This window comes from Undibacterium sp. Di27W, from assembly GCF_049340345.1.
Lineage (GTDB): Bacteria > Pseudomonadota > Gammaproteobacteria > Burkholderiales > Burkholderiaceae_D > Undibacterium.
On record NZ_JBMPOS010000001.1, the window covers coordinates 366063 to 379834 of the forward strand.

The following is a 13772-nucleotide window of genomic DNA, read 5'->3' on the forward strand; positions in this document are numbered from 1 at the left end:
TGAACAGCAGTATTGCTATCAAATCCAGGTGAGAGTGAATTAATCATGATGAAATTGTTGTTCCTGCTGTTTTCCGGCGTCAAGTTTACCAAGCTGTTGACTTCGGGCGGCACCATGATTATTTCCATCGCTGTTTACGCCTGGATATATGGCTGGTGGTATGCAGTGGGATTTGTCTTGCTCATGTTCGTGCATGAAATGGGGCATTACATCGCCGCCCGTCAGCGTGGGCTGGATGTGGGCTTGCCTACCTTTATCCCTTTTCTGGGGGCATGGATAGAATTGAAAGACATGCCCCACGATGCCGAGACCGAGGCTTATATTGGTCTGGGCGGGCCGCTGGCAGGCACGGTCGGCTCTATCCTGTGTTATTTCCTGGCCCGTAATTACAATAGCGATTTATTGCTGGCAGTATCGTATTCAGGTTTCTTTTTAAACCTGTTCAATATGATACCGCTGTCGCCATTCGACGGTGGGCGCATTACCGCCGTACTGACACCGCGCATCTGGTTTGTTGGCGTGCCCGTCTTGCTGGCTTTGTTTTACTACCGCCCCAGCCCCATGCTCATCATCATTGGTCTTCTGGCATGGCCGCAATTGTGGCGCGCCTGGAAATACGACCCGGAAGCAGAAGAGAACAAGGCTTACTATAATATGTCAGCCGAAGTCCGCTTTACCTATGCAGCTTACTACCTGATCTTGCTGGGCTTCCTGGCGGTTATGACCAATGACGTGCATGAGATGGTGCAGGCTGCACGTCAGGTCAAAGGCGTTTAGCAGTTTTAAAAACTGGGCTTGTTCACCATTAAAAAGTACACGCCTATCATGGCGATAAATGCCGGATAGCCCAGCCATTCCCATATCTTGGCATAACGCCAGTACTGCTCAGGCAGCGTGCTGGTGTTATTCGCATCAGCAACTTCGAGCATGGCTTTCATGCGTATTTGCAGCCACACCACCGGCAACCAGCAGGCCCCGGCAAACAGATACAAGACGAAAGACCACATGATCCAGGGTGTGCTCAAGGGCCAGCCTGCCATGTGCACCATGGCAAAGCCAGTCAGGGGCTGGATGATTACTGCGGGCGTAGTAAAGCACCAGTCCGCCAGTACCACCAGCCGCGCAACCACGACCTGCGCCTTGAATTGCCTGCTGCGGTTGGTAAAGAACATATAAAAGGCTGAGCCAAAGCCGGTACCAACCAGTAAGACAGAGGACAGGACGTGCAAAGTTTTAAGCAATAGATAGGTGTTCATTTTGTTTCTTTTCGTGTGTCTGTTTGATGAGCGTATAAATAAGCGAGTAAAGCCAGTATCGGCAGGTTTTTCAGGACCGGACCAAAAGGGTGTAAATAATATTCAGGCGAGTAAATCGCAATGATGCCGCTATAGCCAACAATCAGGGCAATTTGCATCAGCCATAAAATACGCCGTGGCCAGAGCAGGGTGGCCAAGCCCAGACACAAATCCAGGGTCGATGCGGCCATCAACATGAACATCGCAGGAGTACCGCTAAGTCCTAAAGGCTGCAATAAGGCCAGGCTGCCGGAGATAGGGTAAAGACCAAACGATACTGCGGCAGTGACAAACCAAACCAGCGCCAGCACATAACGAAACAGCGGCAGGCTCCAGCCTGCAATCGCACTGCTGGCTAGCATCTTGGCAGGGATGCCAGTGAACCAGTCCTTATGCGATTTTGCTGGCCTGCCCAGATGTGTTGCAAGTGCAGTAGCATCAGCAACATTGTCTTGTTCCAGCATGCGCAAACTATCTGGTGTCAACAGATTTTGCGGCAACAGTCTGGCTGCGCTGGCAGCGAAACGCATCACAGACATGGGGATAGAAAACATGCATTGAGCAGACATGCCCATGGCTTTGCGATAAATTTCCAGCATGCGCCGGTAAGACATGGCTTGCGGGCCGACTGCATTCAAGAGCATGCTTTTGCGGTTTTCATCTGCAAGCCAGAGCGCGATTGCTGCGCACAGATCATCTACATGCACAGGCTGCACCTGCTGTTCACCGCGACCTGGCAAACCAAGCAAAGGCAAGCTGGCCATGCTGCGGAATAACTGGCTGCTGCCACCGTCAATGCCGACAGCCAAAGAAGGGCGCAGGATCAAGTAGCTGAGGCCGCTGGCGATGAGTGCCTTTTCAGCCGCACGTTTGCTTTGCATATAGCCTGTCATCGCTTCCGGGTGCTCAGTTTCGTTCGTAGCACCGAGAGCAGATATTTGTACGACGGCTTTAACGCCACGTCTGGCGGCTGCATAAAACAAGGCAGCAGGTGCATCGTGATGAATGGCACCGAAACTGAGTTCTGGCGTTTCATTGAGTATGCCGACGGCATTGATGATGACATCAATTTGCCCAAGGCTGCGCAGACGTTTTTCCCAGATGGCTGGCTCGATATCCTGGGCATAATTGATCGCTATTTCTTCAGGATCAGTCAGGCGTTCAGGCAGTTTGGGTTTGCGTACACCATGGCAGACTTCATGTCCCGCCTCTTGCAAAGCCTGGCTGATATGGCGGCCCAGAAAACCTTGCGCGCCGCAAATAAGAATTTTCATGATGATACTTATTTAATTGTGCATCTGCCTTCTTTGCAGGCGCGGCTACGTTTTTCAGCGCGTCTGGCAGCAATGCGTAAGATAGTGTCTGCAAATACTTCAGAAACCCAGTGGCGATTTTTTGCGAAATGTTCGTAGCCCCAATTGCAGATGGGTTTGAGTACAGGCAAATTACTGAATGCAGTCAGCCAGCCCAGGCCCGCGGCACGATAGGCAAGATGGATGACTTCTACGCCAGTCACTACCGTACCATCAGGCTTGACACCATGGAGGACGCGCATCGCTTCTGTCAGGCTCACGCCATATTTAGCAGCATCAAAACCAGGTGCGGAGGCATCGACAAAATTCAATTGATGCAATTGATCGCGTTCACGCAAATTATCCATTTCCAGCTTACAGACTGGGCATGATGCATCGTATAGCAGGGTCAGTGGGTAGTCGCTCATTTTGCTCTTTCTCCATTCTAACTATTATTTCTGATATTTCTGTCGAAACAGAAATTTGTTTTCAAAAAAAATGCCTGGGCATTTTTTCTTGTGCGAATCAGATGAATGCTGTTGTAGCAAGCTTATTGCTTGTCATCTCCACGCACAAATTTTTGTACCGCAGCCCCCATCTTCAAGAGCTTCATCAGGGTATTTGGTTCCAGTCGCAGCATTTCATCGGTCCAGGTGGTGACGGTCTTCATCAGCGCCAGGGTTTCTGCTATGCGTAACTGTGTAGCCTTGTCTTCCTGATCCAGGTCCGGGCTATCCAGACATTGTTGCAAGGTAGCGATGGTGGGATTGAATTCTCTTTCCTTGCGTTCACGTACTACCGTGCGAAACAATTCCCAGACATCCAGCGAGGTTTCATAGTGCGCCCTGCGGTCACCCATGACATGCGCCAGTTTCACCAGTTTCCAGTTTTGCAGCTCTTTGAGCGAATTGGATACATTCGATCTTGCTACACCCAGTGTGTCTGCAATCTCTTCTGCCTGCATGGGGCAGCCGACTATATACAACAGGGCATGTATCTGGCTCACGGTACGGTTAACACCCCATAAGGTGCCCATTTCGCCCCAGTGCAGGATAAATTTTTGTTTGACGGGTGTAAGTTCCATGAGCACAGTGTAGTTAATTCCCTTATTTCAGTCAAGACAGAAATAAAAGAATTGTCTATTTCCTTAATCAAAAGATAAAATTGCTCAGTATGTAGCTTAATGAGGCTTAAATCTAAGAGGGGCATAGATGGATGACGTGCATGCAGTATTGAATTTCTGGTTTGGCCTGGATACCGACGATGCCAAAACCTCGCAATCCCAGGCCAAGCTATGGTGGTCCAAGAGTGATGACCTGGATGCGGCCATCAGGGATGGCTTCGCCAACCTGACCGAGCAAGCCATACAGGGGGAATTGTCTGGCTGGGAAAATACCGCTGAAGGCAGGCTGGCATTGATCATCCTTTGCGACCAGTTCCCCAGGAATATGTACAGGGACTTGCCTGAGTCTTTTGCCTATGATGCGCAAGCCAGGGTGTACTGTGAGGCAGGTTTGCAATTGCAGGCTGACCGTCAGTTGCGCCCCATACAAAGAGTATTCTTTTATCTGCCACTCGAACATTCAGAGTCGCTGGTAGATCAGGACAGGTCGGTTGCCCTGTATGATGCCTTGCGCCGCGAAGTGCCAGAAGCACAGCGCGAGATTTTTGATGGGTTTTATAAATTCGCGATAAAGCACCGCGCGATCATTGGCCGCTTTGGCCGTTTCCCGCACAGGAATGCGATACTCGGGCGAACATCTACCGCGGATGAGTTGACATTTTTGGCTGGACCCGGCTCATCTTTCTAGCAATTACCAGGGAGTACCGAGGCATGATAGAGCAACTTGCAACGCCAGGTGTGTATGTTACTGAAGTGGATGGTTTTTCCAGTACGGTGGTAGCAGTCCCTACTGCTGTCCCTGTATTTCTTGGCTATACGGCGAAGAACAGCACCAAGGCAGCTGGAGCAGCTCTGCCAGTACGCATTTCATCGCTAGCGGAATACATTGATATCTTCGGTGCTGCTCCACAGATAGAATATGACTACCTCAGCAATAGCCAGGCAACGCCGCCATACCAGGCCAATAAAGCTGCACCTGCTTTCGGTCTCTACTATGGCCTGGAATTGTTCTTCAATAATGGCGGCGGGATTTGCTACGTGCTGTCTCTTGGCACTTACGATGAAGTGATTGCTGCCGGTACTTTTAGCAAAGACGTTTATACAAATGCTTTGACTATAGCTGCTGGCTGTGCAGAAGCAGATTTACTGGTCATGCCAGACGCAGTGCATCTTGGCCTGGATGACTGGACCAGTGTGTCGCAACTGGCATTACAAAGCTGTGAGCAATCACAACACATCATATGCATACTGGATGTGCACAATGGCTATTTAGCTGCCGATGGCAGTGCGCAAGACCCGATCACGGGTGGTACGGGTAGCGGTGGCTTCTACAAAATTGCCGGGCTGGGTGATGAGTTCAATAAATATGCTGTAAGTTATTATCCATGGCTGAACACGAATATCATCAGCCTTGGTGAGATAGACTACAGCTGGATTTCAGTAGCTAGCTTGCCTTTGCTGGTGGCAGATTTGAGCACAGAAGCGCCTACTTTATTTCCACCGTCTAATCCAGGTGCGCCAAAGTTGCAGTCTTACCTCAACATCGTCAATGCATTGACGCAGGCAGGCGATGCAGTGGCGGTACGCCAGCGTCATCAAAGCCTGATGGCGGTTTCACCCTTATATCAATTCTGCATGAGTAATATCGCCAGCAGCGTTAACCTGCTGCCACCCGCTGCTGCGATGGCGGGCGTCTATGCGCGTACCGATCATACTTTTGGCGTGTTTCAGTCACCAGCCAACACGACTGTCATCAATGCTATTTCTCCTGTGGTCGCCATCAATGATCAGCAGCAGTCTGCCTTGAATGTCCCCTTGAATGGTCTGGCCGTGAACGCCATACGCACGTTCCCTAATTATGGCCTGTTGGTCTGGGGAGCCCGTACCCTGGCGGGGAATAGTGATGACTGGCGTTATATCAATGTCAGGCGTACCGTGATGATGATAGAGCAATCGATTAAACTTGCCTTGCAAGCCTATGTGTTTCAGGTCAACGATAATCTGGCCTGGAATAGCGTAAACGCCTCTATCAGCAATTTTTTGAATACATTGTGGAAGGAAGGCGGTCTGGTTGGCAGCAAGGCAACGGACGCCTACAGCGTGAGTGTCGGTCTGGGTAGCACCATGACAGCGCAAGACCTGCTTGATGGTGTGATGAATGTCACGGTCAAGGTCGCGCTGGTGCATCCCGCAGAATTTATTGTGCTGACTTTCCAGCAGCAAATGCAAGCCGACTAGGCTGCGTTTAAGCTGTAATTCAGCAGATGACGAGTGCCCTGCGCTATGCGGGACACTCTGTAAATCACAATAAATCAGTCATAACCAAATGTCGCACCCTTGCTCAGATTGCGAGGAGCAGGTGGTGCCTTGGGCACGAAATTGAACTGGAATTTGACGTTGGTTGGGCCATCGTTGCCCACTTGCACAGTTTGCGCCAAAGCTTCTCCAAACATATTCGGAGCCCAGGCTTTGACTTCATATTTGCCTGCGGGCAGATTGTTGAGGGCCACGCTGCCCGATGCATCGGTCTTGGAAAAATACGGTGCATCAACAACATAGATAAAGCCGCGCATCCAGTCATGGAAGTGACAGACCAGGGCAACTTCGCCGACTTTATCGAACAAGATAGGGGCGGGCTCTTCTTTCTTGCTATTCACGCGCAATTCAAATGTCTTGGCCGGGGAAAATGACTTCAGGTGATGTTCATGATTATCCTTGTTAGGGAAGCGAACTTGAGTGCCTGCGCGTATGACAGTTAGATATGGGCTGAAAGCATAATTCTCTTGTGCCACCACGCTGGTTTCACCAGGTTTTTTTGCGGGGGAGGGCGTGTCCAGCGGCGTTGCAAACAAAACGGCATTGCTCATGGCTTGCCCGTTTTTGTCGGTTAAATGTCCTACCAGCAAACCAGCCTGGGCAGTCAGGGAATAACTGCAAAGGCCCAGTGCAGCCAATGACAGGCAAAATTTATGCGCTTGCAGTTTTGTTTGAATGGACATTAGTGTCTCCTGATTTTTTGATAAGTACAAATACGGGCAGGGTCATTATGCTTGAACTCTAATGGGCAAGGGAAGTTTGCGATGCTTCAACATGCCTGCTTACAACAGTCCTGGTAATCGGAGCAGATCAGGATAGATCAGGACAGATGCAGCCTTGATACGCAAATTGCGCTAGACTTGCGACATATCTATGGAGAATTGCATGAGTATTACAGTTGACGACATTAAAGCCGCATTGGCAAAAGTGACAGACCCAAACACGAATAAAGACCTGGTCACGACTAAATCAGTAAAAAATATCAAGATAGAAGGCGCAGACGTGAGCCTGGATGTGGAGCTGGGCTATCCGGCTAAAAGCCAGTTTGAACTGATACGCGCTGCCGTTGTGGCTGCCATTACGGCCTTGCCAGGTGTGGGCAAGGTTTTGGTCAATGTGAGTTCAAAAATCATTGCCCATGCTGTGCAGCCTGGCATCAAACTCATGCCTAACGTGAAAAATATCATTGCTGTGGCCTCAGGCAAGGGTGGGGTCGGCAAATCGACTACCGCTGCCAATCTGGCCCTGGCCCTGGCCGCTGAGGGTGCGGCTGTCGGTATCCTGGATGCCGACATCTATGGCCCTTCGCAACCCATGATCATGGGCATCTCTGGCCGCCCTGAGACAGTCGATGGCAAAACCATGGAACCGCTGGAAAACCATGGCCTGCAAGTATCTTCCATCGGTTTCATGATAGACCCTGACGAGCCCATGGTCTGGCGTGGCCCACTCGTGACCCAGGCTATGCAGCAATTGCTGGGGCAAACCAACTGGCGTGATCTGGATTATCTGATCGTTGATATGCCACCTGGTACTGGCGATGTGCAACTGACGCTGTCACAAAAAGTGCCGGTCACTGGTGCCATCATCGTGACGACTCCGCAAGACATCGCCTTGCTGGATGCACGCAAGGGTCTCAAAATGTTTGAAAAAGTTGGCATCCCTATCCTCGGTATCGTTGAGAACATGAGCATCCATATCTGCTCCAACTGCGGTCATGCCGAGCATATTTTTGGCGAAGGCGGCGGACAAAAGATGTGCGCAGACTTTGGCGTCGATTTCCTCGGTGGCCTGCCTTTGACGATGACGATACGCCAGCAAGCTGATGCTGGCACGCCGACTGTGGTCGCCGAGCCTGATGGGCAAATCGCTGGCCTGTATAAAGACATTGCCCGCAAAGTCGCGATCAAGGTTGCTGAAAAAGCCAAGGACATGACCAGCAAATTCCCGACTATCACCATACAAAATACCTGAGGTGCAGGCGAGTATGGATAGTATGGATAGGCAGGCTGATTATGCTTACATGCAGCAGGCGCTGGAACTGGCAAGTCGCGCCAGCATAGAAACTTCACCCAACCCCAAAGTGGGTTGCGTGATAGTGCGTGATGGTCAGGTGCTGGGGCAGGGCTGGACCCAGCCTGTGGGGCAGGCGCATGCAGAGGTGCAGGCATTGCGCGATGCTGCAGCAAAAGGTAACGACGTGCGTGGCGCCACTGCCTATGTCACGCTTGAACCCTGCAGCCATTTTGGTCGTACACCACCTTGCGCAAATGGTTTGCGCGATGCAGGTATTGCCCGCGTGGTCGCGGCCATGCAAGATGCCAATCCACAAGTGGCTGGGCGCGGTTTAAGTATTTTGCGTGAAGCCGGTATCGCAGTTGAATGTGGTACTTTTCCTGATCTTGCCTTGCAGGCGCGGGAATTGAACTTAGGTTTTTTCCAGCGCATGGAGACTGGCAAGCCCTGGGTCAGAATGAAAGTTGCTGGCAGCCTCGACGGCATCACCGCTTTGAGTAATGGCCAAAGCCAGTGGATCACCGGGTCAGCAGCAAGGCAGGATGGTCATCACTGGCGCGCACGTGCGGATGCAATTTTGACTGGCATAGGCACCGTGCTGGCGGATGACCCCATGCTGAATGTGCGGGGCATAGACACTCCACGTCAGCCACAAAAAATCATTGTCGATTCACATCTGCGTATCTCGCCACAAGCCAGGGTTTTGCAAGGTGGAGCTTTGATTGTTTGTGCTGTGTCAGAAACTGAAAAGCAGGCGCAACTGGAACAGGCGGGGGCAGAAGTTATTTGTTTGCGTGGTGCAAATCAGCAAGTCGATTTGCCAGCTTTGATGCAAGAACTGGGTCGCAGGCAAATCAATGAATTGCATGTGGAAGCTGGGGCGACATTAAATGGTGCGTTAATCAGGCAAGACTGTGTCAATGAATTATTGCTGTACCTGGCACCCAAGCTGCTGGGGAGTGGGGCTGGTTTATTTAATTTACCTGAATTAACGCATGTGGATCAAGCCAGGGGCTTGCACTTCCAGGAAGTTAGTCAGGTAGGAGATGATTTGCGGGTATTGGCGCGCTTCAGATAAATCATTTATATGTGAAGCAGGAAAATATAAGGCAGAAAAGAAAAAAGGATCGTTGAATAATCAACGATCCTTTTTAACTTGGTCGGAGTACAAGGATTCGAACCTTGGACCCCCTGCTCCCAAAGCAGGTGCGCTACCGGGCTGCGCTACACTCCGAAAAACTGGTCTGTCATTTATTATTTCAATTGATGCAGCTTGAAAAACAAGATCTGAATCTACCGAAATAAAAGGGATCGTCTCTGACGATCCCTGGAATCTGGTCGGAGTACAAGGATTCGAACCTTGGACCCCCTGCTCCCAAAGCAGGTGCGCTACCGGGCTGCGCTACACTCCGAAGACCGCAATATTACTGCTTTAGAGACTTGCTGTCAACCCGTTTGCCAGTCTGGCCCTCTATGGCAGGCGATTACAGTGATCTTTTACTTTCAAAATAGCGTTGCTGTCCAGTAATCGGATCATCAAAACAGATGGATTTTGCCAGCAACTGCAAAGGAGCAGAAAAATCATCCGCCTTGCAGGGTAGGGCGACTGGATAAAACGCATCATTCAAAATAGGTGCACCCAGGCTGCTCATGTGCAGGCGCAATTGATGTTTTCTACCGGTCACTGGTTGCAACTGGTAGAGACTATGCTCACCACGCCTCTCCTTGATATCAACCAGGGTTTCTGAATTTGCCATGCCTGCCACTTCACGCATGACAAAGAACTTGTCTGCTTCTTCCATGCGGCTGCAATGACGGAAAGGAAAAACCAGTTCTGGCAAATGCTTTGCAACAGCGTGATAGGTCTTTGTCATGCTTTTGCGCTGGAACAGGGATTGATATTGCCCGCGGGTGACTGGATTATGGGAAAACAGCATAACGCCTGCGGTTTCTCTGTCCAGTCTGTGTATGGGGGTCAGATCCATCAAGCCTGTATTTTTCTTTAGCCTGACCAGCAGGGTTTCTCGCAAAAACCGTCCTGATGGAATGACAGGCAAGAAGTGCGGCTTGTCTACTACCAGCAAATGCGCATCCTGGAACAGGATTTCTTCATGAAACGGGATGGGTGTTTCATTCTCTATTTCACGGTAGTAGTAAATACACATGCCACGTTTGATAGCGCTGTCAGCAAGCAGAGTCTTGCCGTGCTGATCTGCCACCTCTTGTTTTTCCAGCCGTGCTTGCCAGGTGCTGGCATCCACATCCGGGAAATGGGCTTGCAAAAAATGGCAGAGATTGTCCCAATGGCCTTCGGGTATCCAGATGTAGCTGGGCGCGATGCCATCGCGCACTGGCAATGGTAGGGTTTGAAGGGGCTGGACTTGCATATCTGATCGTTTATTGTATGGTCTGTTTGCGCCGCCATACTATCATGCAGGCATGGGGGAGGAGCTTGGCGGTCTGGCGTGTATCATGAAACTATCCGCCCGGGATGTTAAAACGGTAAAATGCTGGTTTTAACCATTATCGCGTCCTAGTGTGTCAGCTTATCGACAGCAGGGCGCAGGCTAGTGATCTCATGACTGTACGTACTCGTTTCGCTCCCAGCCCTACCGGCTATCTCCATGTTGGCGGTGCCCGCACTGCCTTGTTCAGCTGGGCATTTGCCCGTCATTTTGGTGGCACTTTCGTGCTGCGCATAGAAGATACTGATCTTGAACGCTCTACGCCAGAAGCCGTGCAAGCTATCCTGGATGGCATGAACTGGCTGGGTCTGCATCATGACGAAGGCCCTTTTTATCAAATGAAACGCATGGAGCGCTATGGCGAAGTGCTGGCTGACATGCTGGCAAAAGGCACTGCCTATCACTGCTATTCTTCACCAGATGAAGTTGAGGCCATGCGTGAACGTCAACGTGCAGCAGGTGAAAAACCGCGCTATGACGGTACCTGGCGTCCTGAAGCTGGCAAGACCTTGCCAGCGATTCCGGCTGACCGCAAACCGGTGATACGCTTCAAAAATCCTCTGGATGGCGAAGTCAGCTGGCTGGATGTCGTCAAGGGACAAATCACTATTGGTAACCGTGAGCTGGATGACCTGGTTATTGCCCGCCCTGATGGCACGCCTACTTATAACTTCTGCGTCGCAGTCGATGACTGGGATATGCAAATCACCCATGTCATTCGTGGTGACGATCATGTCAATAACACACCGCGCCAGATCAATATCCTCAATGCGCTTGGCGCGACTTTGCCGCATTATGGTCATTTACCCATGATATTAGGCCCGGACGGGCAAAAGCTGTCCAAGCGCCATGGCGCTGTCAGTGTGATGGAGTATCCAAAACAGGGCTATCTGCCAGAAGCCATGCTCAACTACCTGGCGCGCCTGGGTTGGAGCCATGGTGATGATGAGATATTCTCCATGGAGCAAATGTGCAGCTGGTTTGATTTAAGCCATTTGTCTGGTTCTGCCGCCCAGTTTAATCCTGAAAAACTGGCATGGATCAACAACCACTACATCAAGGCCGCCGACAATGCGCGCCTGGCTGGTTTGATCAAACAGCAAATGCTGGATGATGGTGCGCAGTTTGACAATGCGCCTGCACTGGAAGCCGTGATCGCACTGTTGAAAGAGCGTACCAATACCACAGTAGAGCTGGGGCAGGCTGCCATGCTGTTCTATCGTCAGCCAGCGGCAGATCCTGCATTGCTGACCCAGCATGTGACTGAAGCTATCTTGCCAGCCTTGCGTCAATACGCCGAGCTGTGCAAAACCGTGGAATGGAATAAGGCTGCACTGTCTGCCGCCATGAAACAAACCCTGGCCGACTTCTCATTGAAGATGCCGCAACTGGCCATGCCTTTGCGCTTGCTGCTGACAGGTCAATTGCAAACGCCATCCATTGATGCCGTCATCGAGCTGTTTGGCCGTGAAGTCGTTATACAGCGCCTGAGCGTAATTGCAGGCTAGAAAGTCTGGGGGCTTTACATCTTGCGATGTATCCCCTATAATCTTGTTTCTGTTCTGCAGCGTCGGGGGTATAGCTCAGCTGGGAGAGCGCTTGCATGGCATGCAAGAGGTCAGCGGTTCGATCCCGCTTACCTCCACCAAAAAATGTGGCAGAGCAGAAAACATACTTGTTGTCCCCATCGTCTAGAGGCCTAGGACATCACCCTTTCACGGTGAGTACAGGGGTTCGAATCCCCTTGGGGACGCCAATAAACTTAATGCTTATTGTGGACAACAAGTTGTTGTAGTTTAGGTCAGTAACACGGACAGAATATGTCCCCATCGTCTAGAGGCCTAGGACATCACCCTTTCACGGTGAGTACAGGGGTTCGAATCCCCTTGGGGACGCCAGTAAGTTCTCGTTAAGAGAAACAAAAAAGCCTTGAGAAATCAAGGCTTTTTTGTTTTTCAGAGTTTCCTCCTTGAAAAACGGGTAAATGATTTAGCATTGATCTGCTTCACTTACCCGCTTCATTTCCCCGGTTTTACCGTTTTAAATTTCCCCTTACTTTTTCGTCTGATAAATACGGTCAAACTCCCCGCCATCATCAAAGTGCTTCTTCTGCGCCTGTTTCCAGCCACCGAATACATCATCGACAGTAAACAAATTCACAGGTTTGAACGAGGCTGCATATTTTTTTGCTGCGATTTCTGAGCGTGGGCGCAGATAGTGTTTGGCGATCAAATCCTGACCAGCTTCGGTATACAGGAATTGCAGATAGGCGGTAGAAATTTTACGAGTGCCCAGTTTGTCTGCCACTTTATCAACTACCGCGACCGGCGATTCTGCCAGGATGGAGATTTTGGGGTAAACGACTTCAAAGTTGTCGCCAAATTCCTGGCGCACGAGTTGCACTTCGTTTTCAAAGGTTACCAGTACATCACCAATTTCACGCTGGGTGAAAGTGGTGGTGGCACCACGTCCGCCGCCATCGAGTACCGGCACATTCTTGAACAGGTTTTCTACCAGTTGCCGTGCCTGTGCTTCTGTGCCGCCAGTTTTGATGACTGAGCCCCAGGCTGCCAGATAGCTATAGCGGCCATTGCCTGAGGTTTTTGGATTGGGGATGATGACTTTCAAGCCAGGTTTGCCAAGGTCATCCCAACTGGCGATATGTTTTGGGTTGCCCTTGCGTGTCAGGAATACCATGGTCGAATAAAACGGCGCGGCATTGTTGGGGAATTGCTTGGCCCAGTCCTGTGGCAACAAACCCTTATCGGCCAGGATGTCGATGTCATTGGCCTGGTTCATGGTGACTACCGATGCTTCCAGCCCATCAATAACAGAGCGTGCCTGTTTGCTGGAGCCACCATGGGACTGGTTGACACTGATGCTTTCGCCGGTTTTCTTTTTCCAGTCCGCGACAAAGGCCGGGTTAATGTCCTTGAACAATTCCCTGGTCACGTCATACGATGCATTCAAGATGCTGCCTGTGGCGGCTTGTGCCGTACTATAGAAGGCGAGCAGGCTGACACCCGCGATCAGCAATGCAGCAGTAAAACTGGCGCGGCGCTGGCGTTGACGGGTTTTGATTAATTGTTTTACGTGGGCGATCTTGCTCATTTTTCTCTCTCAATTTGCAGATCGTCCATCTTGCGTAAAAATACAGTGCTTGTGAACGATGATATTTTTACTTGCTTATATCAGAAAAGCATAATCCCTGGTTGCAGGCAAAGTTTAGTGAGGTACAGGCATCAAAAGCAGATGGGGGATTGAT

Annotated in this window: 13 protein-coding genes and 5 tRNA genes; 9 read left to right on the plus strand and 9 right to left on the minus strand. The window is 50.7% G+C overall.

Going from position 1 to position 13772, the window contains the following annotated elements:
- Positions 1-45: 45 nt before the first annotated feature.
- A complete protein-coding gene (locus ACO0LF_RS01530) occupies positions 46-777 on the plus strand; it encodes a site-2 protease family protein (protein ID WP_423011283.1) in 732 nt (243 codons plus the stop codon).
- 5 nt (positions 778-782) lie between these two features.
- Here ACO0LF_RS01530 and ACO0LF_RS01535 read toward each other — a convergent pair whose 3' ends face one another.
- From ACO0LF_RS01535 to ACO0LF_RS01550, 4 genes are all read right to left on the minus strand, one after another.
- Complete coding sequence (locus ACO0LF_RS01535) at positions 783-1256, minus strand: DUF2269 family protein (RefSeq protein WP_423011285.1); 474 nt, start codon at positions 1254-1256, stop codon at positions 783-785.
- Positions 1253-2569: an SDR family oxidoreductase gene (locus ACO0LF_RS01540; RefSeq protein WP_423011287.1), complete on the minus strand. Its 1317-nt coding sequence runs from the start codon at positions 2567-2569 to the stop codon at positions 1253-1255. Before ACO0LF_RS01540 ends, ACO0LF_RS01535 begins: the two co-directional genes overlap by 4 nt.
- 8 nt (positions 2570-2577) lie before the next feature.
- Complete coding sequence (locus tag ACO0LF_RS01545) at positions 2578-3015, minus strand: thiol-disulfide oxidoreductase DCC family protein (RefSeq protein WP_423011289.1); 438 nt, start codon at positions 3013-3015, stop codon at positions 2578-2580.
- A 122-nt stretch (positions 3016-3137) separates the two neighbouring features.
- Positions 3138-3671: a GbsR/MarR family transcriptional regulator gene (locus tag ACO0LF_RS01550; RefSeq protein WP_422950456.1), complete on the minus strand. Its 534-nt coding sequence runs from the start codon at positions 3669-3671 to the stop codon at positions 3138-3140.
- A 127-nt stretch (positions 3672-3798) separates the two neighbouring features.
- Here ACO0LF_RS01550 and ACO0LF_RS01555 point away from each other — a divergent pair, with 127 nt between their 5' ends.
- Together ACO0LF_RS01555 and ACO0LF_RS01560 are read left to right on the plus strand one after the other, a co-directional pair.
- The gene (locus ACO0LF_RS01555; RefSeq protein WP_423011291.1) at positions 3799-4398 is read left to right on the plus strand and encodes a DUF924 family protein; all 600 of its coding nucleotides are present in this window, start codon (positions 3799-3801) and stop codon (positions 4396-4398) included.
- A gap of 23 nt (positions 4399-4421) precedes the next feature.
- Positions 4422-5948, plus strand: a complete 1527-nt coding sequence (locus ACO0LF_RS01560; RefSeq protein WP_423011293.1) for a phage tail sheath family protein — start codon at positions 4422-4424, stop codon at positions 5946-5948.
- 74 nt (positions 5949-6022) lie between these two features.
- On the opposite strand, the gene ACO0LF_RS01565 is transcribed toward ACO0LF_RS01560, so the two are convergent.
- Complete coding sequence (locus ACO0LF_RS01565; RefSeq protein WP_423011295.1) at positions 6023-6709, minus strand: carboxypeptidase regulatory-like domain-containing protein; 687 nt, start codon at positions 6707-6709, stop codon at positions 6023-6025.
- 202 nt (positions 6710-6911) lie between these two features.
- Here ACO0LF_RS01565 and apbC point away from each other — a divergent pair, with 202 nt between their 5' ends.
- Together apbC and ribD are read left to right on the plus strand one after the other, a co-directional pair.
- A complete protein-coding gene (gene apbC / locus ACO0LF_RS01570) occupies positions 6912-8000 on the plus strand; it encodes an iron-sulfur cluster carrier protein ApbC (RefSeq protein WP_423011297.1) in 1089 nt (362 codons plus the stop codon).
- Positions 8001-8022: 22 nt separating this feature from the next.
- Positions 8023-9120 carry a bifunctional diaminohydroxyphosphoribosylaminopyrimidine deaminase/5-amino-6-(5-phosphoribosylamino)uracil reductase RibD gene (ribD, locus tag ACO0LF_RS01575; RefSeq protein WP_423012417.1) on the plus strand — a complete coding sequence of 366 codons (1098 nt, stop codon included), beginning with the start codon at positions 8023-8025 and terminating at the stop codon, positions 9118-9120.
- 79 nt (positions 9121-9199) lie between these two features.
- Here ribD and ACO0LF_RS01580 read toward each other — a convergent pair.
- From ACO0LF_RS01580 to ACO0LF_RS01590, 3 genes are all read right to left on the minus strand, one after another.
- Positions 9200-9276, minus strand: a tRNA-Pro gene (locus ACO0LF_RS01580).
- 101 nt (positions 9277-9377) lie between these two features.
- Positions 9378-9454 (minus strand) — tRNA-Pro (locus ACO0LF_RS01585).
- A gap of 72 nt (positions 9455-9526) precedes the next feature.
- On the minus strand, positions 9527-10429 hold the full coding sequence (locus ACO0LF_RS01590; protein WP_423011299.1) for a pseudouridine synthase: 903 nt from the start codon (positions 10427-10429) through the stop codon (positions 9527-9529).
- Positions 10430-10620: 191 nt separating this feature from the next.
- Between ACO0LF_RS01590 and gltX the strand changes: the two genes are divergently transcribed.
- The 4 genes from gltX (at position 10621) to ACO0LF_RS01610 (ending at position 12405) form a co-directional block, all read left to right on the plus strand.
- Positions 10621-12015 carry a glutamate--tRNA ligase gene (gene gltX, locus ACO0LF_RS01595; protein ID WP_423011301.1) on the plus strand — a complete coding sequence of 465 codons (1395 nt, stop codon included), beginning with the start codon at positions 10621-10623 and terminating at the stop codon, positions 12013-12015.
- 64 nt (positions 12016-12079) lie between these two features.
- Positions 12080-12155 (plus strand) — tRNA-Ala (locus ACO0LF_RS01600).
- A gap of 32 nt (positions 12156-12187) precedes the next feature.
- Positions 12188-12263, plus strand: a tRNA-Glu gene (locus ACO0LF_RS01605).
- Positions 12264-12329: 66 nt separating this feature from the next.
- Positions 12330-12405 (plus strand) — tRNA-Glu (locus ACO0LF_RS01610).
- Positions 12406-12559: 154 nt separating this feature from the next.
- On the opposite strand, the gene ACO0LF_RS01615 is transcribed toward ACO0LF_RS01610, so the two are convergent.
- A complete protein-coding gene (locus ACO0LF_RS01615; RefSeq protein ID WP_423011303.1) occupies positions 12560-13618 on the minus strand; it encodes a sulfate ABC transporter substrate-binding protein in 1059 nt (352 codons plus the stop codon).
- Positions 13619-13772: the final 154 nt, after the last annotated feature.